This is a genomic window from Alteribacter lacisalsi, from assembly GCF_003226345.1.
Classification (GTDB): domain Bacteria; phylum Bacillota; class Bacilli; order Bacillales; family Salisediminibacteriaceae; genus Alteribacter; species Alteribacter lacisalsi.
The window spans coordinates 1361049-1385032 of sequence record NZ_PDOF01000001.1 but is presented as its reverse complement, the minus strand read 5'-3'; the positions used below and the strand labels follow the sequence as shown (position 1 = coordinate 1385032).

Here is a 23984-nt window from a genome sequence, read left to right as displayed (position 1 = left end):
ACACAACAGAGATGCTACCCGGTTTGAAACCGGAATGCATCTCTGTTTTTTGCTTACTCACCCATTAAGAGTGATTTTCCAGAAGTTCACTTACCGGAACAGTCATTTCGTCTTCCGGTTCGTCAGCCGGGAAAATGCAGGCTGTGCTGCGTTCTGAATTAACTTCCCTAATCCAGATACGCTTCCCCTGAAAAAATACATCGTGCTCCTGTTCAGAGTTAAGAATCTCATTGGCTCGGACAGCATCCATCATTATCACCTCACAATTCGCTTTGTGGTTCCATTATGTGAAAGCCGGCGGCTGCCTATACCAGGCTGAGGTTTTAAGGTATGTTTGAAAGGGAAATTGTTTAAAGTCAGACTGTGGTGTACCAGTAGCTTGGGGTGGTGAACAGATGGACTATGATGTGATCATTATCGGAGGCGGAGTTGGGGGACTTACTCTCGGGCTCACGTTGAGCAGGGAAGGGATCCGTACCCTTGTGGTGGAAAAGGATCCGAAGGGCGGGCTCGTCTATAAGGGAGAGCTTCTTCAGCCCAAAAGCCTGCAGATACTTGATAAATTAAATGTGCTTGATCCACTTCTGCCTAACAGCTATCAGCTTGATAGAATTCATACCTTCGAAGTGGAGCTTAAGGAAGGCGACCGCCCGCAGACGCTTTGCCACAGCAGGCTTAACTATAACCTTCTCCCTACAAAATACAACCATGCACGTATGGCTCCCCACGAGAAGATCCGTGCTCTGCTGATGGAAAGTGCTGAACGGTATCCGCATTTTGAAATGTGGAAGCCTGCTGTTTTTGAGAGAATGGAAGACCGGGGAAATGTGAAAGCAGCTTATATCAAAAAGGGAAAAGAAGTATTTGAAATTACGGCCAGAGTAGTCATTGGGGCAGAAGGGCGCCTTTCCAAGGTGAGAAAAGCAATGGAGGTTTCGCTTCACTCGATGCAGTATAATCATCACTTTCTTACCGTAACCTTTCCAAGGCCACCTTCCCTCACGGAAGCAACGATTTTCGCGGCAAGAAACCATTTTGTCGGATTGTTTCCCCTGCCGGATCAGCAGGTCCGTTCGGTTTACATGATTGAGCCGGGCCGCTATAAGGAAATGAGAAAGGCAGGATTGGAGCCTGTTTTTCAGGCCTATTACGACTTTATGCCGGAGATGAAGGGATACGTAGACCAGATCCAGAAGTGGAAAGAAATTCAGCTTATGATTCCGATCCGCCATAATACGTCTCATTACGTGGATAACGGAAGTGCCATATTGGGGGATGCTGCCCACAGCGTCCATCCTATGGCAGGAGAAGGGATGAATATGGCGATACAGGATGCAGATATTCTCGGAGAGTTGTTAATCTGGATGAAAGAGAGGGACCAGTGGGGCAAAGAGCAGCTTGACTGGTATGAACGTGTCAGAAAGCCCCGTTCCGAATTCATTTCAGGGTTAAGCCATCAGTCGGCACTTGTTTACTCCTTTTCGAGCAGACCATGGCAGAAAGTGCGAATGCGGGCACTGCGCTATCTTGAACAGGATCCCCGTCTTCATTTTAAACATCTTCTAAATATATCCGGCATGGGAATGTGGAAGATGAACCTGCTTGACTGGCCGAGGCATATGGGTTTCCCCCCTGGACAAACAAAAAGATATCGGATGGGAGAAGAGGAGATGGAGCGCCGTTTCTTCACAGAAAAAGATGACTATCCTTGGAGAACCAAATAATGTACCCCCGGTCCAAAGCGGTCAGGGGTTATTTTTTTTGGAAATACATTACGAAAGACAGTGTTTCTTTCGTTGTATATACTTTATAATAGGAACATATGTTCCTATTCGTGTTTGTTGTTCTGTGTGAGTCTGTAGGAAATGTATGTAAATGAAATGATTACCCCATATAATAGGGAGATCCAGAGCCAGCGGGGCTCACCTTCAAAAAAAGGCATAAGAGCAATCGTTAAACCGTTGACTGTCACAAATCTCATATACCATTCTTTTGTTATATCAGATAAAAACAAAAAGAACAGGACAAGTGATGAAGCAAACACCATGGTCGTTGTAAGAAAATAAGGGTAGTTTCTCATCTCGGGAACTAGAATGACCAGCCCGGTAAGTGCAACTGTAAAAACGGATCCTATTACAATTCGGTCAAGTGTTTCCATATAAACTCCTTTCAAAAGAGGGTTTAAAGCTTTCTAATTAGTTTAAGCTGGAAAACAGTATTTGTAAACAAAATGTAACATGTTCAGGAGTTGTGCAGAAATGCAGAAAGTTTTATAGTTGATATAAAGACAGCAACTATTATATTGTTGATGCTTTTTTGTCAACCTTAAAAATGTTGATACATTTTATAAACAGAGGCAGTCTTTGGAGGAGGGATCAGGTTGGAGTTTCGTGAAACAGCAGTTTGTTTTGCAGTGGATATTAAAAATTCTTCAAAATTGAATAAAACGTCTCTATTAAGTGCGCTTGAGGATTGCAAGAAAGCAGCAAACCATTTGGTAAAAGAGTCTCTACTTGTACCATTTGACATCCGGGGCGGAGATGAATTAATCGGTGCTGTAAATCGGGTGGGATTAACCAGGGAAGTGATGGAGTTAATTCGGGAAAATCTGAGCGGGAGCGGACTCCATTATTATCTTGGTGTAGGCATCGGATATGTTGAAAATAACGAGACATCAGTTCATACCGTGAATGGAAGTGCTGTGCTCAACGCCATCAAGGCACGCGATGAAGAATTAAAAGGCGGAAGGTACCAGGGAAAAGAGGGCAGCTTTTTTATATCCTCTGATCACGTCCCATGTGATTCCTTAAACAGTCTATATATGATAATACTTGAAAAAAAAGATCAGTGGACATCAAAGCAGCAGGATGTTATCTCTTTAATTGAAAAACATCCGGAATGGACGTTTGAACAGGCAGGAAAGGCGCTTGGATATAAGTCTCCAAAGTCGGCTGTCAGCTACCTTCTGGCAAGATCACAGTATTTAAAGGTACGGTCCATTGAAGCGGCCTTTGATGAACTGACAGATTTTTACGGTATCTTTTTACGTGAAAGAGAGCAATCTGTATGATTTGGCTCTGGCTGCTTGCAGGCCACCTTGCCGGGGACTTTGTTCTCCAATCTGATAAACTTGTCAGACTGAAAGAAACAAACCTGTTAAGGGGGCTGACTGCCCACGTCTTTATCCATGCTGGTCTTTACATCGTGATTACCGCTTTGTACTGGGGAATGTTTGGCGGGTCTGTATTTCTCCTTTTGTGTACCGTAGCGGTGATTTCCATCTTACACTTGATCATCGATTTTCTGAAAGTCGTTATGAGCAGAAAACTGAAATCGGTAGGGGCTCAAATCTTTCTATTTTTAACGGATCAGTCTGTTCATATCTTTGTCATCGCAGGGACTGTTTTTATACTTTCGCCTGGCGGCGTCCAATGGGAAACGGTTTATCCGGATCTTGCAGCCGTAGCACAGGGAACCTATGACTGGCACTATGCTGACCGTGCGGCAGCTATTGTATGTCTCGTAATTACCGGGACTTATGCTGCGGGGTACTTCCTGGGAATTCTGCTTCAGAATGTGGCTCCGAAAGATGACATTCAGAAAGATCATTACGTTATTGAAAATGAGCGCACAGAGGTACGGACAAAAATGCTTCCGAACGGGGAAAGGGAATCTGAAATAACGACCGTGAAGTCAGAACAGTTGTACCGGGATTCACCACAGAAAACCGGCAGGTATATTGGTATGCTTGAGAGGCTGCTTATCATGATCCTTCTGGTCACACAGCTTTCCCACGGTCTGGCTTTTCTTGCTGCACTAAAGTCACTTACCAGGTTTAAGCAGTTTGATAATAAGCAGTTTGCGGAGTATTATCTGACCGGCACCATCGCGAGTGCAATTATTGGGCTTTTAATTGGAATTCTCGCCGCGGCAGTTATTCAATAGTAGGGGCCGGGGCAAAAGTGGTTTTTTCAGACGGAATTACAATAAATTACCATGCGATGCGAGTAAACCGCTCTTGAAATATACGCGGCTTTCCGCGGGAAGCGGCTGAGCTTCCGTGTGCTTCGCTGCTAAAGTGGTCTCAGCTGCTCATCCCGCAGGAGTCGGCATATATTTCATCCGCTAGTCGGCTGTCTTATCTGAAGATTTTTCTTATGTTCTGACCCCAAGACCGCTGTTATACTTTACATAATCTTATATACGTAAACTGATAATAAGAAAAGCCCCGGACATTTCTGTCCGGGGAGAAGGGCTTACTTAACTGCTGCTTTCATCTCTACATATTCGTCAAATGTAATTTCCTTGTCAAAGACACCTTCGTCTCTAATTTCAATCACGCGGTTAGCGATCGACTGATTAAACTGGTGGTCATGAGAGGCAAAAATCATGGCACCTTTAAAATTAATCAGACCGTTGTTAAGAGCAGTGATGGACTCAAGATCGAGGTGGTTTGTCGGTTCATCAAGAAGGAGAACGTTCGCACTGCTGAGCATCATTTTTGAAAGCATGCAGCGGACTTTTTCGCCTCCTGAAAGCACACTTGCTTTTTTCTTTGCTTCTTCACCAGAGAAGAGCATACGGCCAAGGAAGCCGCGAATAAACGTTTCCGTCTGGTCTTCTGGAGAGTACTGACGCAGCCAGTTAACCAGATCTGTGTCGTTGCCTTCAAAATAAGCAGCGTTATCTTTAGGGAAGTAGGACTGGCTTGTCGTAATACCCCATTTGTAGGTACCGCTGTCCGGTTCCATCTCACCCATAAGAATTTTCATCAGGGTTGTTTTGGCAATTTCATTATCTCCCACAAGAGCAATTTTATCTTCGCGGTTCATAATGAAGCTGACGTTGTTCAGTACCTTTTCACCGTCAATCGTTTTTGTTAGCTCTTTAACCTGAAGAACGTCATTTCCGATTTCTCGTTCCGGCTTAAAGGCAATGTAGGGGTACTTTCTTGATGACGGTCTAATATCGTCCAGTTCAATTTTATCAAGCAGTTTTTTTCTTGATGTGGCCTGTTTCGACTTGGAAGCATTGGCACTGAACCGGGCAATAAAGTTTTGCAGGTCTTTAATTTTTTCTTCCTTCTTTTTGTTCTGGTCCTGCTGCATTTTTAGTGCCAGTTGGCTTGATTCATACCAGAAATCATAGTTACCAACATAAATCTGAAGTTTACCGAAATCAAGATCTGCAATATGCGTACACACTTTATTCAGGAAGTGACGGTCGTGAGAGACCACAATAACCGTATTATCAAAGTTAATCAGAAATTCCTCCAGCCACTGAATCGCTTTAAGATCAAGGTGGTTGGTAGGCTCATCAAGAAGAAGAACGTCAGGATTGCCAAACAGGGCCTGGGCAAGAAGAACTTTCACTTTATCCCCGCCGGAGAGTTCTTCCATTTTCTTCGAATGAAGATCGTCGGTAATTCCGAGACCGCTGAGAAGCATGGCTGCATCTGATTCAGCTTCCCAGCCGTTCAGTTCAGCAAACTCCCCTTCAAGCTCGGCTGCCTTAATGCCGTCCTCATCAGAAAAGTCTTCTTTCATATAAATAGCGTCTTTTTCCTTCATGACTTCGTGAAGGCGTTTATGACCCATAATCACCACGTCAAGGACAGTGAATTCTTCATATTCAAAGTGGTTCTGCTTCAGCACAGCCATACGGGAGTTTGGAGGCATGCTCACGTCGCCTGTCTGTGCTTCAATTTCACCCGACAGTATTTTTATAAACGTGGATTTTCCTGCTCCGTTAGCCCCAATCAGGCCGTAGCAGTTACCTGGAGTGAATTTTATGTTTACATCTTCAAAAAGCTTGCGGTCACCAAAGCGCAAACTTACATCCGTTACATTAATCATTTATCTCATCCTTCGCAAATCAAAGTCTGGAAAGAGTATAACATTTTCAGGGGAGAAATGCGATTTAAACTTTGCGTTCTATGGCTTTTGAACCCCCTTCGGGGACAGAAGGAATGACATTTTTACTGAAGCATGTTTAAATGAAGTGTGATAAGATGGAAAGTGTTGAAAATTAAAACGCTTACAATGCACAGGCAAGGAGTACATCGTCCATGATTTCATATTACTCAGCACATAAACCCTATTCACCATACATAACGCTGAATAAACAGGAGTGGGCAGCGTTAAGCCCCGGATCTGTACAGCCGCTTTCGGAGCAGGAGATCAGCAGGCTTCAAGGTATAAACGAGAACATTTCCATTGACGAAGTATCGAGTGTTTATCTGCCGCTCTCAAGACTCCTAAACCTTTACACAACCGCTTCACAGGACCTTCACTCGGTTACGAATCTGTTTCTTCACAAAAAGACCAGTAAAGTACCTTATATTATTGGAATGGCCGGCAGTGTTGCGGTTGGCAAAAGTACAACAGCCCGTCTCATTCAGGCCCTGCTGTCGCGCTGGCCCAATCATCCCAAGGTGGAATTGTTAACGACCGATGGATTTCTCTATCCAAATCGTGTTCTTGAAGAAAAAGGAATCATGAACCGGAAGGGGTTTCCTGAAAGCTACGACACCTCAAAGCTGATTCGTTTTCTGGCGGATCTGAAGTCCGGGGTCAGTGAAGTGAGTGCCCCTGTATACTCTCATCTTGTATACGATATCGTAGAAGGAGAGCGTCAGGTGATCTCAAACCCTGACATTGTTATTGTAGAGGGAATAAATGTGCTTCAGGTTGCCAATGACGGCAGGGAAATTCCGGAAGTTTTCGTCTCTGATTTTTTCGATTTCTCCATCTACGTGGATGCAAAGGAAGATGACATTTTCAACTGGTATATTGAGAGGTTTAAAACACTCCGTTCGACAGCATTTAAAGATCCGGATTCCTATTTCAGAAAGTATGCCGATCTTTCAGACGAAGAAGCAGAACGGGTTGCCGAAAAAATCTGGAAAGAGATCAACGAGGTAAATCTACACCGTAACATTCTTCCGACCAAACACCGGGCTGACCTGATCCTGCATAAAGGGAAGAATCATGGAGTTGAAAGCCTTCATCTCAGGAAAAAATAAACAGTCATACATCAAACCGGTAAAGCTTCCCTTAAAAAGGAAGCTTTTTTGGGTTGAATTATTTTAAACAGGGTATTAATTAAACTAATCTGAAGTACTTCGGGTCTTAAGGGCAACAAAAGGACTGCAAAAATGACAAAACCCGGAAACGGGTAAATAAATAAAGCCAGGGAGGCTCTTGAAATGGAAAGAGAAAAACTCGAAAGTATTAAAACAACATTGGATGTGGTCTGCGGAAAATGGAAAGGTATTATCCTCCTGGAACTGGTAGGGCAGACACTCAGGTTTAATGAGCTTAAAAAGAAGCTCCCCGACGCCTCACATCAGACGCTCATTAAGCAGCTGAAAGAACTGGAGTCAGACGGCCTGGTTGACCGTAAAGCGTACCCTGTTGTCCCGCCTAAAGTTGAGTATTCTCTGACTCCCTATGGAAAAGAGCTTGAAATTATGCTGGAGGAGATGGCTGTGTGGGGGCGGAATCATCGCCTGAAGAAAGAACATCGTGAAACGTCTTGATCTGAACAAGTAACCTCAGGGCTGTGAGCCCAGAGGTTTTTTTTATGCCTCGTCTGTTATACAACAGAAATAAAAAATGTTTTGCACCTATACTGGAATTACAATATTACTAAAACGTACGTTTTGCATATTTATTTAAAAGGTATTGAAGGCGAGGTCGGACAGGGTGTATAATTATTAATTGTTCTCGTGAGAGAACGATCGTTTTTGTTCTTTATAAAGAATACGGGGGTTAAAGGGGTGCATTTGATTTGCAACTGTGTGTGTACTGGATTTATACAGCAGTTACTTTAGAGGACTGGGAATCAGTTGAAAATACATCCTGTTCACATTATTATTGATCTATATGGAACTGGCTGATGTGTTAGCCGGTTGCTGTTTTTGAGCTGCAGTTGAAATACACTTTGCCGCCGGAGTTTATGAAGTGCGTACAAGCGGCATACATACCCAATATCGGGTTAGGGAGGGAATTCTTTGACATATGCGCCGCAGAGCTTATTATCAAGTGAAATTATTATTCAGGCGATGGATTACACACGTGCAGGGGTGATTATTACGGATCCGGAATTGGATGACCATCCGATTATTTTTGCCAACCGCGCCTTTGAAACGATGACAGGTTATATGAAAGAAGAAATTATCGGCAGGAACTGCCGTTTTCTTCAGGGGCCTGACACAGAAGTGGAAAAGGTGAATGAAATCAGACATTCGATTCGTGAGAAAAAAGCCGTTTCGGTAACAATAAAGAACTACCGGAAAAATGGAGAAGTGTTCTGGAACGAACTCCATATTGACCCTGTAAGAGATGCAGAAAATGATAAATGGTATTTTATCGGGATCCAAAAAGACGTGACAGAATATGAGAAAGCAAAAGAAGAACTCAAAAATTCTCTTGATCAAGTCAACCGCCTTTCCACACCAATTGTACCGATAGAAGAGGGTGTCTCTGTGCTGCCTCTCATTGGAGATGTGACCGAAGAGCGTCTGGAAAATATTCTGTCTGATCTTACTTCGTCCATATCGGCCACTAAGGATCACACGCTGATTCTGGATCTATCGGGTTTAAGTGATATTAATGAACATGTCATTCACGGCATATTTAATTTAAGCGACCTTCTCAGGCTGCTCGGTACCTCTCTGATTATTACGGGGATCTCCACCAGACTGGCAATAAAAACTGTCAAGATGCGAATTGATTTACCGCAGATCAGAACCTTCAGCACTGTAAAAGAGGCTATTCAGATGCGTTAATGTTTGTATCTATGAATTAATATCAAATGGTGAAAGCTGGCTTGAATCCAATTGGATGGATTTGAGTCGGCTTTTTTTGCACATAAGCCCACAAAATTTCATATATTTATGAAGAGATACCCGAGTAAAATGATCAGAATAAACACATGGGCTGATTCGGGGAGGTTGTAAGTGGGGATTATTATTGAGAATGTAAAAAAGACATTCGGCACCGCTGATGGTAAAGGTGGAACGGTGGAAGTGTTTTCGGGCGTTGATCTGAAGGTCAGGCCGGGAGAATTTGTTTCTCTTCTTGGGCCGTCAGGCTGTGGGAAATCCACGCTTTTAAACATCGTAGCGGGTCTGGAGCGGGCGAACTCCGGAAACGTAACTGTGAACGGAAGAGGGGTTGTTGGCCCTGGCGCGGACAGGGGTGTTGTGTTCCAGGAAGCGGCTCTCATGCCCTGGCTGACTGTGAAGGGCAACGTCATTTTTGGGATTAAAAAGAGAATGTCAGCCGTGGAAGCGGAAGGGACTGCCGAAAAGTATTTAAAAATGGTCCACCTGAGCCGGTTTTCGGGAGCTTATCCTCATGAACTTTCAGGCGGTATGAAGCAGAGAGTCGCAATTGCACGTGCGCTTGCGATGGATCCTGAGACGCTTCTGATGGATGAACCCTTTGGAGCGCTTGATGAGCAGACTCGGTCGCTTCTTCACAAGCAGGTGCTGCACATATGGGGGCAGACGGGTAAGACGGTTCTCTTCGTGACCCACAACATCAGGGAGGCGATGCTTCTATCTGATCGTATTGTTCTGATGGGTGTGCAGCCGGGAGGAATAAGGAAAGTTTTCGCTGTGGAACTACCCCGCCCCCGGGATTCGCTCGAACCTGAATTTGCGGAAATGGAACAGCAGATCCGTTCACTTCTCTCTGTAGAAATAGACAAAGTGGCAAGAGAGGAGTTTGGAGATGTCCATTCTGATTAAGCGCATTATTTTCTTTCTTGCCTTGTTTACTGTATGGGAGTCAATATATCACCTGAATCAGTTATTCACTTTCTGGTCCCCTACACTATTTCCGTCTCCCCTCGGTGCAGCGGGGCAGTTATATATTGGTTTTTTTGAAACGGGAATTTTACGGGTGGCTTTCGTTGAGAGCATGCAGCGCATTTTTACGGGGTTCCTCCTTGCAGTGCTGATTGGCGGCTCTCTCGGCATTCTGCTTGCCGTATCAAAAGTGGCTGACGATACCCTGGGTTCTCTTGTCATCGCTCTGCAGCCAGTTCCGAGTATTGTGTGGCTGCCGATTGCGCTGATGATGTTTCAGGGAGGGAGCGGGGCCATTTTGTTCGTGGTTATCCTTGGGGGAACCTGGGCTATGACGATGAATATGAGGATGGGAGTCAAAAATGTGCAGCCGATCTTAATCCGGGCTGCAAGGACAATGGGCGTCCGCGGTGCGTCACTTGTCTGGCGGGTAATGATACCGGCTTCCGTTCCTGCAGCTCTGACAGGTGCAAGACTGGCATGGGCTTTTGGCTGGCGGGCGCTTATGGCGGCTGAACTGATTGGGCGAGGTGGTCTGGGACGGACACTGATGGATGCCAGAGACTTTTATAATATGGATCTCGTGGTGGCAATTATGTTCATCATCTCTGCGGTCGGACTCATTGTGGAATACGGACTTTTCAGCCGTATTGAGAGGCGGGTTTTTGCGCGGTGGGGTTTGCAGGAAAAACAGTCATAAGAAAACAGAGGGGGAGCGCAAAGTGAAGAAAACATTGTCGATTCTGGGGAGTGCGGTTCTGCTTTTAATTGCTGCGTGCGGATCAGGGGGAGCCGGGGGCCAGGCAGAGGAAGTGTCGATCGGGTATTTTCCCAACCTGGATCACGCTGCCGGCATCGTTGGCAAAGAGAAGGGATTTTTTGATGAGGAAATGCATGGGGTGGAAATAGATTTTGTGAATTTTCCAAATGGCAATGATTTCATTGATGCACTCAGTACGGGCAACATTCATATGGGGTATGTAGGTCCCGGGCCGGCAATTAATTACTTCCTTCAGGGTGGCGATGTGGTGGTGTTAGCAGCAGCTGCCAACGGAGCTACCCTCATTGTATCGAGGGAGGATTCAGGCATCTATACGCTGGAAGATCTTGACGGTCATTCCTTCTGTACGCCAGGAAACGGCTGTACACACAATGTTCAGCTGGAAATCATGCTGGAGAGGATTGGTCTGAAATCCAATCGACTGGGGGGGACGGTGGAACATCAGTCCCGGGTTGCACCTGCAAACATGGTTGCTATGTTTGAGCAGGGACAGATTGATGCAGCGGCTGCTCCGGAACCGTGGGGGACTCTCCTTGAGCTTGAGTATGGTGCTAATGTTATTGCAGAGTGGGATGAAGTCTTCCTTGGAGAAGAGCTGGCAAGTGTTGTTTTTGTTACGACAAATGAATTCCTTGAAAATAATGAGGAGCTTGTAGAACAGGCGCTGCTCGCTCACATCCGGAGTGTAGAATACGCCAGTGAAAACAAGGGAGATACACTGGATACCATTAATGAAGCTCTGTACCAGTTAACGCAGACACGTCTGCCGGATGAGGTGCTGCTTCGGGCATGGGACCGGATGGAAGTAACAGCGGAAACCCATGCTGACGCATTACAATATTGGGCAACTGCATCATATGAATTGAAATTCATCTCAGATGAGCCTGATCTTGAAGGATTTACAAATACGGAATTACTCGAAAAGGTCATGGGAGAGTAAGGGGTTGTTTGTGAGTTTTACAAGAATTCCAAGAGTTCACCAATCTACGATAAAAAACCCAATAATAACGGACATAAAAATATAAAGAATATTCCGAAATTAAACGATTGTTTAAAAATAGAGTGATTTTAACGCTTTTCTTCACTGTTCATCATTGTTATGGTAAACTGTCACCGTAATGAAAAGAGACACCCGGGGTGTAGTCATGACAAAACGAACAGAAAAAGCGATTTTTGCAGGAGGTTGCTTCTGGTGTATGGTTAAACCATTTGATGAACTTCCGGGCATTCATAATGTTGTTTCCGGTTACACAGGCGGAAACACGATCAATCCTTCCTATGATGACGTGCAGAAAGGTGACACGGGACATTATGAGGCAGTTGAGATCACGTATGATCCGGATATCTTCTCTTATGGAGAACTTTTGGATCTTTACTGGCCGCAGATCGATCCCACAGACGACGGCGGACAGTTTTTTGATCGCGGGTCACAGTACCGGACTGCTGTGTTTTATTTCAGTGAAGAACAGAGGCAGGAGGCCCTTTCAACCCGCGATGCGATTGACCAGAGCGGGAGATTTCAAAAGCCTGTTGTAACGAAGGTTCTTCCCGCAAAGCCTTTTTACCCTGCTGAAGATCGTCATCAGAAATTTTACAGAAAAAATCCTGAAAAATATAAGCAGGAACGGACCGAATCCGGAAGAGAATCATTTATTCAGAATCACTGGAACGAAGAGTCTCCCTGACAGGGAGGCTTTTTTGATTTAATTTACCCTTCCGTCAGTAGCGCAATAGCTGAAAAGGAGTTTACTTACTGAGTGATATTTACATTGCTTTTTAAGAGGGTGGTTGTTTTAATCACGGCCGTTTGAGGAATAGTAAGCATATCTTTCTCAAGGAGTGGTAGGAGATGAACGAACAGAATTTAAAAGAACGGATTCTTGAAGTACTGGATCAGCACAAAATAGGAACCCTCGCTACGGTAAAGAACAAACGCCCTCACTCAAGATACATGACGTTCTTTAATGACGGCCTTGTCCTTTACACCCCGACGAATAAAGAAACGCATAAGGCAGAGGAAGTAGCCGAAAACCCTTATGTTCACATCCTTCTCGGTTATGAAGGCGAAGGGTATGGAGATGCCTACCTGGAAGTGGAAGGCAAAGTTGAAATTAAACACGATCAGGATATTAAGGAAAAACTGTGGCATGAAAGAATGTCCCGCTGGTTCGATGGACCCAATGATCCTGAGTACATCGTTCTTCAGATCTTTCCGACTGCGATACGTCTAATGAATGATGGAGACAAGACCCCGGAAACGCTCGAACTGTAAGGCGGCAGTATACGTAAATTATGTCATTCTCAGCTCTTTAAAGTAAGCTCTCTTCGTAAAGATTGTTATTTTAACTAGCTTTAATTTCGTAGCGAAAGGCCGCGACTCCTGCGAAAACTGCAACAGTCGAAGACCCCGGAGGGTGATTTTCCCGAGGAGGCTGAGGCGTTGCCCGCGGAAAGCGTCGTCCTGTAGCGCAGAAAACAACAATCTATCCGAAAACAGCTTTAAAGTAAGCATATAAGTTTTACATGCATCGGAGAACTTTGAGAGGTATCCCAGTAACAAACGGGATACCTTTTTTAATTTCAGCTGTTTTAGCATCCGGTCATTCAGGTCCAGAATCTTAAAGTGAATGTCATTCATCAGAACGGGAGGGAAAATATGCTATACTCACTTTCAGGAGGGGTTATATGTCAAAATATACTAAATGCTACATAGAAGAAATCGATCTTTCTGACGTACCGTCTTTTGAGCAGGAGCTGACGAAAGTTGAGCAATTTAAAATACAATCTCGTAAGGATCTTGAAGATTGGCTGAGGCTTTATTCAGAATTGAATGACCAGATCAGGGAATGTCTGGATGGTCACTATATTGATTTTTCCTGTCAAAGTGATAATCCTCAGGCAAAAGAAGCCATTGCTTGGGATCAGGAAAAGATTGAGCCGCTCATAAAACGATATGAAGCAAAGTGTGATGCCAAGTTTCTCTCATCTCCTTATCGTCGTGAGCTTGACCAGGATTATTACAGCCAGTATCTAAAAAGCAAGGAAACAGCACAGGCACTTTTCAGAGAACAAAATATCGACCTTGAGGTGGAAGAAGACCGGCTTGCAACAAAATATTTTGAACTGACCGGAAGCCTTACTGCTGATTGGGATGGTGAAGAATTGACGATCAGCCAGCTGAGAAATCATCTGAAAAACCCGTCGGAAAGCACGAGGAAAAAGGCGATGACTCTGATGATGAAGTCAATTATGACGGTATCGGACGACCTCCAGTCAATCATGGATGACCTTGTCCGCCTCCGCCATAAAAAAGGGGAAAATGCCGGCTTCTCAAACTTCAGGGATTTTACTTTCCATAAGTACGAAAGATTTGATTATACACCTGAAGACTGCAGTACATTGGGCAGGTCAGTACAAAAACATGTTCGCCCGCTTAAGGATGCCTGTTATGAGGAGTTAAGAAAAGATCTTGGGAAAGATACCCTTAAAATTTGGGATATTGAAGCTGTTCCAGAGGGGATAGAGCCATTAAAACCTTATGATACAAGAGATGAGCTTGTTAAAAAGACAGGACAAATACTCGGAAATCTCGACCCGCGCTTTTCAAAACTTCTTGAGAAAATGGATAAACAAGGCATGCTTGATCTGGAAAGCAGAAAAGGGAAAGCACCAGGAGGATTCTGCTGCCCGCTTCCCGTATCTGGGCTGTCATTTATTTTTATGAACGAAGCCGGGAGTCAGGACGATGTCGTCACGCTTCTCCATGAAATGGGGCATTGTATTCACAATGATTTAAAGCGGGATCTCCCATTAAGTTTATACAGGGATACACCAAGTGAATCTTCGGAGCTGGCCAGCATGACAATGGAACTGTTTACTATGGATCAGTGGGATGTTTTTTATCCGGATGAGAAAGATTTAAAGAGAGCAAAAAAAGAACAGTTTACAAGGATACTCGACCTGTTGACCTTCTGCCTTGCAGTCGATCAGTTTCAGCACTGGATGTATGAAAATCCTGATCACACGGCAGAAGAAAGAAATGATAAGTTCGAACAGCTTTCAAAGGAACTTGCCTTAGGAAGTATTGACTGGTCCGGCCAGGAAGAGTGGCACCGGCACAGATGGCTCTTTATCCTTCATATTTTCGAAGTGCCGTTTTATTTTATTGAATACGCAATTGCACAGCTGGGTGCACTTCAGTTGTACCAGCAGTTTAAAAAAGACAGAAACGAGGCTCTCAGCAATTATAAAAAAGCTTTGAAACTCGGGCGCTCCGTATCTTTGCCCCAAGTGTATGAAGCGGCAGGAATCAGGTTTGATTTTTCGGAAGCGACAGTAAGGGAACTGGCGTTATTAGTTAAACAGGAACTGGATTCCCTCTGATCCGCTTTTGAACCAGCTATGAAAAACTTATCTGTTCAGACAGTGAAACAGCTGGCCGCAGCGATCTGCGGTCAGCTGTTTTCATCCTTAAAACGAACAGGAATAGAGACGAGATCCTGTACAGTATTGTCTTTGGCACTTCTCGTGTACACCTGTAAAAAACCTTTCTCTTCAGCGGGTATTCGATCATAATTTACGGTAGTCAGGAACGGGGCATAGGCGGGGGCTCCTGAAGCGGCAGTCGTAAACCACTCTTCTGCAATTACCCGGCCGGCTGAATCGGTAACTTCAAGCAGAACGGTTCCTTCAAAAGCACGGGCTATTCCTGTAATAAGGCTTCCATCACTAATTACTGTGCCGGGAAGAGGATCAAAGACGGCAATGTTTACTGAAACCGGCAGAGGCACGATTAAAAGAGTGCCTGGATAGATAAGATCAGCAGAAATGGCCGGCCTGTTTCTGTTAGCCCTCAGTATCGAATCCAACGGCACCCCCATCTCCTGTGAAATCCCGAAAAGGCTGCTTCCTTCACGTACTTCGTAAACAACAGCGGGAATGATGATCTGCTGATTTGCAATAAGGTAATCAGGGTTCTGAATCGTATCGTTTATTCCCGCAATCAGTTCATAGGAAGCACTAAAAAGGTTTCCTGCCTGAGTTAATGTCTCACCGGGGTTAACGACGTAAAGGGTGACAGATCTGCCGCTGTCACGAACAGGTATGACCAGCTGCTGCCCTGGATAAATGAGAAAATTCTCGGTAAAGGGAGGGTAGAGGCCATTTCCTCTTACAATTTGTTCAACATTGCTGTTGTAACGGATGGCAAGGCTGTAAAGCGTATCACCAGGACGCACCTGATGAAGCACGTAAGTACCATGAAGCTGACTGATAGCAACCGGCTCCTTTCAGTGATTTTCATCAATTATTTTGATAAAACATTCACGGGGTCTGAGGATGACAGGTGCAGAGAAAATTCGCTTACGCATTCATTTAGTGACACTCCTTTTTACATCTTTATGTTCTCTAAGTGGAGATCATCCATAGCCAATGTTTAAAAAGTGCTAAAAAAGTAAACATATACTCTGTATGAACAATTCAGAAGGAGTGATAATGATGGCGGAAGTAATGTTTACATCAAAAGCAACAGCAGAAGGCGGCAGAGAAGGACATGTAAAGTCGGCAAACGGTGTTGTAGATCATAACCTGGTTATGCCTAAAGGCGGCTCACCGACGACAGAGGGGACAAACCCTGAAGAACTTTTTGCTGCAGGGTATGCGGCCTGCTTTGACGGTGCCCTCAATCTAATCGCTTCGAAAGCCGAAAAAGAAATTGACTCCAAAATTACAGCAGAAGTCAGTCTGATCAAAGATCCTTCTGATGACGGATTTAAACTGGGCGTTCTGCTTAATGCTCATGTAAATGGGGTCTCGCAGGAGGAAGCGGAGGATCTGGTGCATAAAGCACACGATTTCTGCCCATATTCAAAGGCTACTAGAAACAATATTGAGGTGGAACTCAACGTTGTAACAGGATAAAAAATGAAACAGCCCTTCTGAACATATGATAAATTATCATACATTCAGGAGGGTTTTTTATGTATACCTACACTGTTCGGCCGGGGGATACGCTGTATTCCATAGCCGAGGATTTTCGGACCCCCTATCAGACAATTCTTGAGGCAAATACCCTTCCCGACCCGAATATCATTACTCCTGGGCAGTCTATAATGATCCCGGGATTTCCCGATCCGGCAACGATCCCCTATTCGATAGAAGTGTCGATTGGACAGCGGCAGCTTACTCTGTTTGAGAACAGGACTGTGAAAAAAACGTATCCCGTTGCTGTTGGGCGTATGCTTTTTGAAACACCGGTCGGGGAATTTATTATCGTAAACCGCGCGCCGAACCCTGGAGGGCCCTATGGCGTATTGTGGCTGAGTCTTTCGCGTAAAGGGTATGGTATCCACGGTACAAATGATCCATCCTCCATAGGCCAGGCCGTTTCAAGAGGGTGTGTACGTATGTTTAACGAAGATGTTCTTGAAGTTGGTGCGATTGTACCAAATGGGACCAGAGTAACGATCACTCCCTGAAAAGAAAAAGGTAATTTCTTTCCGAGTGAGTAGGGTTGCTGATTGCAGGGTATAGAAGAGCAAGACCGATTTTGGGAGTGTGTATTGATGACAGAGTATACTGAAGTAGAACCGATGCTGAAACAAATAAAAACGACGAAGGAGCTTTCAGAACTTGGATTTCACTGTTTAAGTCACTTTCATGATGAAAGTGACGACGAGGAATCGATTGATGAACAGTTTTCGCACTGCTGGATCTGGAGCAACGGTTTTCTCCGTATCATTGTCAAAGACCGTGATGACCAATCATGTGAAATTGTAGGCGAGTTTACGGAAGAAACTGTACAGGAGATTATCCGTACACAGTGGAAACGGGCTGATGAAAAGCGCCTCATCGATGACGGGGATTTTTCCGAACTTGAAGAAGGGGAATTCATGAATGTAATCGTCCGCTTTGAGCTTGGCACTAAGTATTCCGTAGAAACAAAAGTGGAAGTAACCCATTACGATGATAAAACAACTGCTATTGACCTTGCGAAAGTAATGCTGTCTTCAGAACTTGGACTCAATGTAGATTTTATCTGCGAATCCATGAATATAAACTCCTACGATGAACAGTATGTGAAAGTAGAAAGAGAAAAAGAGATGTCTTCATAATAATCAGGCCGGTGACACGTGAAACCGGCTTTTTTTGATGTATGCTTCCCCGGAGAACATGCTTTTTACTCCGATGGACAGCTATTGACCAGATTATGATCAAAGCGAAAGGCGGCGGAACCCTTGGATAGTGCCGGCCTGTATCGTCATAAAAATTTTTACGAGCACAGTTTAGGGAAAAAGAATAAAGAAGGGAACGAGGCGGTGTTTGTCGAAAAGTAGTATAAAGAGCATCCCTTACAATTTCAAAGGAGTGGAACAGCATGCAGATTAAATCCAATTACATACCCAGAAAACAGGTCAAATCAGTAAATGAAACAATGTCTGTAAAAGAAACTCTCGACTATATCCAGAAGTCAGGATTCCGATGTGTGCCTGTACTGTCAGCAGATGAAAAAACCTATCTGGGAAATGTCTACAAGACTCACCTGTATGAACATCTTTACCGTGACGGCAAAGATCCTTCTGCAACAGTAACTGAAATTATGTCAGACAGAGATAAGTATGTGTCCGAAGACGCCTCGTTTTTCAACGTATTTTTTACGATTCGTCAGGTTCCTTACCTGGCTGTAATTGACGAGGATCAGCAATTTAAAGGGATCATGACCCACGGCAAAATTCTTGATATACTCGAGAACGCCTGGGCGGTTGGCCACAGCAGTTACGCCATAACACTGTCCCTTGAAGAGTATAAAGGATCCCTTCAGGATATTGTGACGACTCTTTCGAAAGTAACAGATATCAGAAGCTTCATCACTCTCGACAGTGACCGTACATTTATGCGCCGCTGTGTTGTGACGCTTCCGAGTGAAACAACTGAAGAAGAGCTGGGGAAAATTATTCGTCATCTGGAAAACAATCATTTCCGGATCATTCATATTGAAAACGAGAAATCGTACACAGCCAATTAATTATGAAGCCGCAGCCCATATAATTAATGGGCTGCGGCTTTTGCAGGTATGAATCTACTCAATTTTTCTGCAGTTGAAATTCCCTGCGGACGCGGTCAAGAAGAGAGTGGTCCTCAAGCAGCCTGACTCCGGTCAGAGTCATAGCCTGAGCGCCAGTAAACATGCCTTCAAAGCCTTCACGGCTCATGGCGGCGTCTCTGAACTCCCGGGTATGTCCAATAATAGGAGTAGAACTGATTTTAACATAGGGATGGATCGCTGGTACTTTGTGACTGACGTTCCCCATGTCCAGAGATCCTCCGTTCGTTTTCTCGAGGATCATTGAACGGTCGATTCCCAGCTCTGTCAAACTTTCTGTGAAAACATCGGACAGGGCTGCGTTTGAAATCATGTCGTCGTATGAGAATTCATAATAGGATATGTCCAGCTCTGTCCCGGCAGCAAGGGCAGCGCCGAGGGCACAGTTTTTCACTTTTTCTGAAATTTCATTAACAGCCTCCCTGGAAGCGGCCCTGACGTAAAACTGAGCCTGTGCCAGATCAGGAACGATGTTGGCTGCTTTGCCGCCTTCTGAAATAATACCATGGATACGGACGTCGGAGGTTGTGTGTTCTCTAAGGGCATTTATACTATTAAACGTCTGAATGACACTGTCGAGGGCGTTGATACCTTTTTCCGGTGCAGCCGCTGCATGGGCGGTCTTTCCTTTAAAGGTGAACTGAAGCGCATCCATCGCAAGTGAACTGCCGCTCTCCCGGAAGTTACTGCTTGGATGACACATGATAGCAGCGTCAAGATGATCAAATATACCTTCATCAGCCATCGTGACCTTTACGCCTCTGGTTTCCTCTGCCGGTGTGCCATAAACGTATATCTTTCCGCCCGTTTTTGCAGCAGCTTCTTTTAGTGCAATTCCTGCCGCAGCCCCCATTGTCCCGATCAGGTTGTGACCGCAGGCATGCCCAATTTCGGGAAGGGCGTCATATTCGCACATAAAGCCGATTGACGGCCCAGGCTTGCCGCTGTCAAAAAAAGCTTCAAAGGACGTGGGCTGATTGACAATTCCTTTTGTTACGTTAAAATTATGGTTTTCAAGGGCTGCTGACAAAACCTCACATGCCTTAAATTCCTCATTCCCCAGCTCAGGGTTTTTCCCTATGTACTGGCTGATCTCATACAGGTCTTCCTTAATCTGATTCAGCTTTTCCAGTGCCAATTCCTTTACCATCAAAAAACTCCTCTCCATCTGGACCAAACTTCCTGGATAGCCTTATTCTATATGCTGTCAGGGGAAATTTAAAGGGCGAAAGACAAAAGAGGCTGATTATGAAGGTTTCTTATGCTACCTTCATAATCAGCCTCGCGGGCTTTCATGGTATTTTATGACGGGTTCCATACGATGCTGCCGGACTGCTGATCCGTTTTTACATCTACGTGAAAGTTATGCTTTTTGTAGAAGTGGGTCAGCCTGTCGATGTGATCCCAGTCCCGCTTAACAAGATTGCCCGTTATATACTGTATATTCTTTTCCCATGCAAGTTTCTTAAGAAAGTCCATACAGACTGAACCAAAGCCTCGGTTCTCTACACCTTTGATATCATCTATTTGTATAACGGAAGGATTCTCGTATGTTGCCTGGATGGCGAAATCCCACTGACCTTTAAAAGGTCCGCTGCATTCGTGAAGCATAACCTTGCATGTATGGTCATTTTCGGCCGTATAGACGACTACCCAGGTATCATCTTTCGTCTGGTCTATGCCAAGAATATTCCAGTGTTTTGAGATTTCTTTCATATTTTCCTGCATCCTGAACATCTGAAACTCCAAATCAGATTTCTCCTGGATCAGCTGATCTTTCGTTTTCGACTCTTCGTTTTGCAATAGAAGCATCGAATCCCCCTGTAATTTAGTCTAGGCAAAAGCCTATAAGACGTATTGTAATAATCCGGCTCACAAGTATAGTATTCTATCACGCCTTAAGAGCAGGTACAACCGGGAAAATTCATGCTTGATTATCTGCTTGCCTCTACAACGCCGCACGCCTGGCGTGGGCCGGCATCGCCGGTTTTCAGCGTGTCCTGATCCGGACCTGGAGAGTCATGCTTTTCCGACTGATAACGTTCAGGAATGTTAGCGAAATTATCGGCGTCTTCATGGATAATGACAGCGACCTGATCCTCTACTAACTGTGAAGGCGAGAATCGGTCAAGCTTGGCAACCATGTAGCCTGTCGTGTTACCCGTAATATAAAGGGAAGGCATATCTCCTATATGATGATCGTGATCTTTGCCTCCCGGACTGTAGTGACCTCCCGCAGTTGTAAAGGGACCGTCAGGAGCATCTGCTTCACAAATACCGTTCTCGTGAATATGGAAGCCGCGAAAACCAGAAGGGGAGAGGTTTTTAACTTCTGCTTTAACAAGGACCTGATCATCGATAGAAAAGAAGGAGACTTTGCCGGCATCCTGCCCATCTGCCGTTTTTAAATGTGCTGCGGCCTCAAGTTTACCCACATCGTGACCGCCTGCAAAGGTTTCCACCGCATGATGACTCTCGTGCTTAATCCCATGCTCAAGAGCACCTTGATTGTTTTTGTATCCATCGGACTGACTTTTGTAATCAGGACTGTCAGGTGCACAGGCGGACGCAGCGAGCAGCAGACATACTGATATAAAAGTAAAAGCTAATCGGTTCATTCATTTACACATCCTTTCTGTAATCTCTAGCAGGATGGTCAGAAGGAATCTATTTTAATCAGTCAGGTGAAAATTCCTCATGATTACAGGAAATGAAAATAATTTGCCAAAAAAAATATTTATAATAAACCAGCGTTATTACTGGTTTTTTTGTGTAATTTTTTTAAAAAATTGTATCAAAATATAATATTTTGTTTTTCTAATATTGCTAATTGAAAGATAATTTGATACTATTAATTTTGTTCAGAGAATGTGAAAAACAGAGTAGGATGGCTACCAGTAAATTCAGATCCAGGACAGCTGATGTAAGAACATTACATAGCAGTGGGTTGTATTATTTTTTTGAAAGAATTCCGAATTTTCTTACACAACTGCAGGAGAAGAATTCCGGTAATCATTAATTTCTTTAAGGGGGTGAACGTCAGCCGGGGTTTTACATTCACAACTTTGATGATGAAAAGAGAATAAGGGGGAAATAAAAAATGAAAAAATCTTTACTATTATCTGTACTTCTTTCCGGATCCATTGTGATGGCAGCCTGTGGAGATGATACAGAGCCGGCGGATGCTGACACTCCTGATGATGCTGAGGAGACAGAAGAATCAGCTGATGACGCTGATGATGATGAAGATGCGTCAGACGAAGACGCAGATGAGGAAGACGAAGCAGCTCAGGAAGATGCACCACAGGGCGGCACTGTAACATACGGCTACACACAGCCGTTTGCAGGGATCTTTGACATCGCCCACTACGGCGGTCAGGATGATGCTCTTGCACTGGGTCTCATGACTGAAGGTCTTGTTGGTACGGATGATGAACTTCTTCCAGAACCGAATCTGGCTACTTGGGAAATGTCAGATGACGGAAAAACGATTACTTTCCATATCGAGCCAGGGGTTAAATGGCATAACGGCGAAGAGCTGACTGCTCAGGATATGGCTTATGCATGGCAGGTAATTGCTCACCCTGATTACACGGCGACACGTTTCTCCAACGTTGAAATGATCGTCGGAGCTCAGGAAGTAAAGGATCTTGAAGATTATGATGCTGAAGCAACACATGAGCTTGAAGGTGTGACAATTATTGATGACCACACTATTCAGGTTGAAGTTGTGGAAGCTGCACCTAATACACTTCTTAACCTTTGGACAAACCCAATCCCAAGCGCCCATTATGAGGGACTTGCGGTAGCAGAGATGGAGGAAGCCGATCAGGTTCGCCGTGAGCCTGTTGGTCTTGGACCATTTAAAGTAACAAACATCGTTCCTGGTGAGCAGGTGGAATTCGAAGCATTTGAAGACTACTGGCAGGGACGCCCGAACCTTGATGGTGTTATTTACCGCATCATTGATGGTGAGATGGCCGGAGAACTTGTACAGCAGGGCGAAGTGGACATTATTGACGTGCCACCTTCTCAGGCAGTTGACCTTGAAGGTGTAGACGGAGTTACGCTTGAAGAAATTGAAGCTCTTTCCTACAGCTACATTGGTTTCAAACTCGGTCACTGGGATGGCGAGAAAGTTGTAATGGACAACCCTAAGTTTGAAGATAAGCGTGTTCGTCAGGCATTTGCTCATGCCATTAACCGTCAGGGAATCATCGACGCGTTCAGTGAAGGTTACGGAACGGTAATCAACGCGCCTGAGTCTGTTGTTTCCTGGGCCTATCCGGACGAGTCCACTCTAACTGATTATGACTACAACCCGGAACGTGCTGCCGAGCTTCTTGCAGAAGCAGGATATGAAGATGTAACCGGTGACGGATGGCTTGAGGATCCAAACGGTGAAGAGTTCACTGTAAACTTCATGGCTATGAGTGGTACTGACATTTCAGAACCGCGTGCCACTTATATCGTACAGAACCTTCAGGATGTAGGCGTGAACGCCAGCCTTCAGGATGGTCAGCTGTTTGAATTCAATCTGTTCTATGACCTCGTGGAAGAAGACGATGCTGACATCGACCTCTTCATGGGTGCATGGGGACTTGCAGCAGATCCGGATCCATCCGGTCTGTGGAGAGAGCAGGACTTCTGGAACTTCCCTCGCTGGGTTAACGAGGAGTCAGAAGAACTGATCGTTCGCGGTCTGAGTGAAGAAGCAATGGATATTGATTACCGTACAGAAGTGTATCAGGAATGGCACCAGCTTGTTAACGAAGAGCTGCCAATGATTCCAATGTTCTCCCCTACAACAGTTTACGCAATTGACTCTGAAGTAGGCGGCGTAACAGTAGGTGTTCGTGATGCAACTGAAGACGCTCACCTCTGGTACCGCAATCAGTAAGAATGATGAAACTGCAGAAACCTTTTCCCGGCAATGCCGGGAGAAGGTTTCTTTTTGATTGTCTCTGTTAAAGCTTGATGTTGTTTTTTAGAGAAAGTTGATTGGAGCGAACGCCCGACACTCCTGCGGGAACAGCACCGACGGAAGACCCCGCAGGGACGAGCGGTTACTTCGTGAGACCGCTTCGAGTTGCTTCGACGCAGACGCTTCGAAGCAATTCTTGCAGAGGAAGAAGCAGGGTTACTGCTTTGCCTGCTGCAGTGGTGCCCGCGGAAAGCGAGTGGATGGAATTCAGCGGAGCTTAGGAAAAACTGAGGGAAGGGTATACTAATTTTTTGTTTTTGCAGACCGGATTTATGCCCGTTCGTTCAGGATCATGTATAAT

Annotated in this window: 24 protein-coding genes; 17 read left to right on the top strand and 7 right to left on the bottom strand. The window is 44.8% G+C overall.

The window, feature by feature from the left end:
- Window positions 1–64 precede the first annotated feature (64 nt).
- Window positions 65–250: an H-type small acid-soluble spore protein gene (locus tag CR205_RS06840; RefSeq protein ID WP_161524698.1), complete on the bottom strand. Its 186-nt coding sequence runs from the start codon at window positions 248–250 to the stop codon at window positions 65–67.
- A 145-nt stretch (window positions 251–395) separates the two neighbouring features.
- Between CR205_RS06840 and CR205_RS06835 the strand changes: the two genes are divergently transcribed.
- Entirely contained in the window at window positions 396–1724 is a 1329-nt protein-coding gene (locus CR205_RS06835) for an FAD-dependent oxidoreductase (RefSeq protein ID WP_110518179.1), read from the top strand.
- 104 nt (window positions 1725–1828) lie between these two features.
- Here CR205_RS06835 and CR205_RS06830 read toward each other — a convergent pair whose 3' ends face one another.
- The gene (locus tag CR205_RS06830) at window positions 1829–2158 is read right to left on the bottom strand and encodes a hypothetical protein (RefSeq protein WP_110518178.1); all 330 of its coding nucleotides are present in this window, start codon (window positions 2156–2158) and stop codon (window positions 1829–1831) included.
- A gap of 222 nt (window positions 2159–2380) precedes the next feature.
- Between CR205_RS06830 and CR205_RS06825 the strand changes: the two genes are divergently transcribed.
- Both CR205_RS06825 and CR205_RS06820 read left to right on the top strand, forming a co-directional pair.
- Window positions 2381–3070 (top strand): hypothetical protein, encoded by a 690-nt coding sequence (locus CR205_RS06825; RefSeq protein WP_110518177.1) that lies wholly within the window; start codon window positions 2381–2383, stop codon window positions 3068–3070.
- On the top strand, window positions 3067–3945 hold the full coding sequence (locus CR205_RS06820) for a DUF3307 domain-containing protein (RefSeq protein WP_110518176.1): 879 nt from the start codon (window positions 3067–3069) through the stop codon (window positions 3943–3945). Before CR205_RS06825 ends, CR205_RS06820 begins: the two co-directional genes overlap by 4 nt.
- A gap of 311 nt (window positions 3946–4256) precedes the next feature.
- Here CR205_RS06820 and CR205_RS06815 read toward each other — a convergent pair whose 3' ends face one another.
- Window positions 4257–5855: an ABC-F family ATP-binding cassette domain-containing protein gene (locus CR205_RS06815; RefSeq protein WP_110518175.1), complete on the bottom strand. Its 1599-nt coding sequence runs from the start codon at window positions 5853–5855 to the stop codon at window positions 4257–4259.
- Window positions 5856–6067: 212 nt separating this feature from the next.
- On the opposite strand from CR205_RS06815, the gene coaA reads away from it, so the two are divergent.
- The 9 genes from coaA (at window position 6068) to CR205_RS06765 (ending at window position 14981) form a co-directional block, all read left to right on the top strand.
- Window positions 6068–7024, top strand: coding sequence for a type I pantothenate kinase (coaA, locus tag CR205_RS06810; RefSeq protein ID WP_110518174.1), 957 nt, complete (start codon window positions 6068–6070; stop codon window positions 7022–7024).
- Between the two features lie 183 nt (window positions 7025–7207).
- Window positions 7208–7540 (top strand): winged helix-turn-helix transcriptional regulator, encoded by a 333-nt coding sequence (locus tag CR205_RS06805; protein WP_110518173.1) that lies wholly within the window; start codon window positions 7208–7210, stop codon window positions 7538–7540.
- A 474-nt stretch (window positions 7541–8014) separates the two neighbouring features.
- The gene (locus CR205_RS06800) at window positions 8015–8791 is read left to right on the top strand and encodes a PAS domain-containing protein (protein WP_236634713.1); all 777 of its coding nucleotides are present in this window, start codon (window positions 8015–8017) and stop codon (window positions 8789–8791) included.
- Between the two features lie 171 nt (window positions 8792–8962).
- Complete coding sequence (locus CR205_RS06795; RefSeq protein ID WP_110518172.1) at window positions 8963–9757, top strand: ABC transporter ATP-binding protein; 795 nt, start codon at window positions 8963–8965, stop codon at window positions 9755–9757.
- Window positions 9741–10517, top strand: a complete 777-nt coding sequence (locus CR205_RS06790) for an ABC transporter permease (RefSeq protein WP_110518171.1) — start codon at window positions 9741–9743, stop codon at window positions 10515–10517. The genes CR205_RS06795 and CR205_RS06790 overlap by 17 nt, the downstream gene beginning before the upstream one ends.
- A 22-nt stretch (window positions 10518–10539) precedes the next feature.
- Entirely contained in the window at window positions 10540–11538 is a 999-nt protein-coding gene (locus CR205_RS06785) for an aliphatic sulfonate ABC transporter substrate-binding protein (RefSeq protein ID WP_110518170.1), read from the top strand.
- Between the two features lie 205 nt (window positions 11539–11743).
- A complete protein-coding gene (gene msrA / locus CR205_RS06780; RefSeq protein WP_110518169.1) occupies window positions 11744–12283 on the top strand; it encodes a peptide-methionine (S)-S-oxide reductase MsrA in 540 nt (179 codons plus the stop codon).
- 164 nt (window positions 12284–12447) lie between these two features.
- Window positions 12448–12870, top strand: a complete 423-nt coding sequence (locus CR205_RS06775; RefSeq protein WP_110518168.1) for a pyridoxamine 5'-phosphate oxidase family protein — start codon at window positions 12448–12450, stop codon at window positions 12868–12870.
- Between the two features lie 413 nt (window positions 12871–13283).
- The gene (locus tag CR205_RS06765) at window positions 13284–14981 is read left to right on the top strand and encodes a M3 family oligoendopeptidase (RefSeq protein ID WP_110518166.1); all 1698 of its coding nucleotides are present in this window, start codon (window positions 13284–13286) and stop codon (window positions 14979–14981) included.
- A gap of 71 nt (window positions 14982–15052) precedes the next feature.
- Here the strand turns inward: CR205_RS06765 and CR205_RS06760 are convergent, their stop codons facing one another.
- Window positions 15053–15847, bottom strand: coding sequence for a LysM peptidoglycan-binding domain-containing protein (locus tag CR205_RS06760; protein WP_110518165.1), 795 nt, complete (start codon window positions 15845–15847; stop codon window positions 15053–15055).
- A gap of 247 nt (window positions 15848–16094) precedes the next feature.
- Here CR205_RS06760 and CR205_RS06755 point away from each other — a divergent pair, with 247 nt between their 5' ends.
- The 4 genes from CR205_RS06755 to cbpA all read left to right on the top strand — a co-directional run bounded on the left by CR205_RS06755 (window position 16095) and on the right by cbpA (window position 18621).
- Entirely contained in the window at window positions 16095–16517 is a 423-nt protein-coding gene (locus tag CR205_RS06755; protein ID WP_110518164.1) for an organic hydroperoxide resistance protein, read from the top strand.
- Between the two features lie 59 nt (window positions 16518–16576).
- A complete protein-coding gene (locus CR205_RS06750; RefSeq protein WP_110518163.1) occupies window positions 16577–17074 on the top strand; it encodes a L,D-transpeptidase family protein in 498 nt (165 codons plus the stop codon).
- An 87-nt stretch (window positions 17075–17161) separates the two neighbouring features.
- Entirely contained in the window at window positions 17162–17710 is a 549-nt protein-coding gene (locus CR205_RS06745; protein WP_110518162.1) for a hypothetical protein, read from the top strand.
- Window positions 17711–17973: 263 nt separating this feature from the next.
- The gene (gene cbpA / locus CR205_RS06740) at window positions 17974–18621 is read left to right on the top strand and encodes a cyclic di-AMP binding protein CbpA (protein WP_110518161.1); all 648 of its coding nucleotides are present in this window, start codon (window positions 17974–17976) and stop codon (window positions 18619–18621) included.
- A gap of 58 nt (window positions 18622–18679) precedes the next feature.
- Here the strand turns inward: cbpA and CR205_RS06735 are convergent, their stop codons facing one another.
- The 3 genes from CR205_RS06735 to CR205_RS06725 form a co-directional block, all read right to left on the bottom strand.
- Window positions 18680–19849, bottom strand: a complete 1170-nt coding sequence (locus CR205_RS06735; RefSeq protein WP_110518160.1) for a M20 family metallopeptidase — start codon at window positions 19847–19849, stop codon at window positions 18680–18682.
- A gap of 152 nt (window positions 19850–20001) precedes the next feature.
- Window positions 20002–20511 (bottom strand): hypothetical protein, encoded by a 510-nt coding sequence (locus CR205_RS06730; protein WP_110518159.1) that lies wholly within the window; start codon window positions 20509–20511, stop codon window positions 20002–20004.
- A 122-nt stretch (window positions 20512–20633) separates the two neighbouring features.
- Complete coding sequence (locus tag CR205_RS06725; RefSeq protein WP_110518158.1) at window positions 20634–21317, bottom strand: superoxide dismutase family protein; 684 nt, start codon at window positions 21315–21317, stop codon at window positions 20634–20636.
- 482 nt (window positions 21318–21799) lie between these two features.
- On the opposite strand from CR205_RS06725, the gene opp4A reads away from it, so the two are divergent.
- On the top strand, window positions 21800–23599 hold the full coding sequence (gene opp4A, locus CR205_RS06720; RefSeq protein WP_110518157.1) for an oligopeptide ABC transporter substrate-binding protein: 1800 nt from the start codon (window positions 21800–21802) through the stop codon (window positions 23597–23599).
- Window positions 23600–23984: the final 385 nt, after the last annotated feature.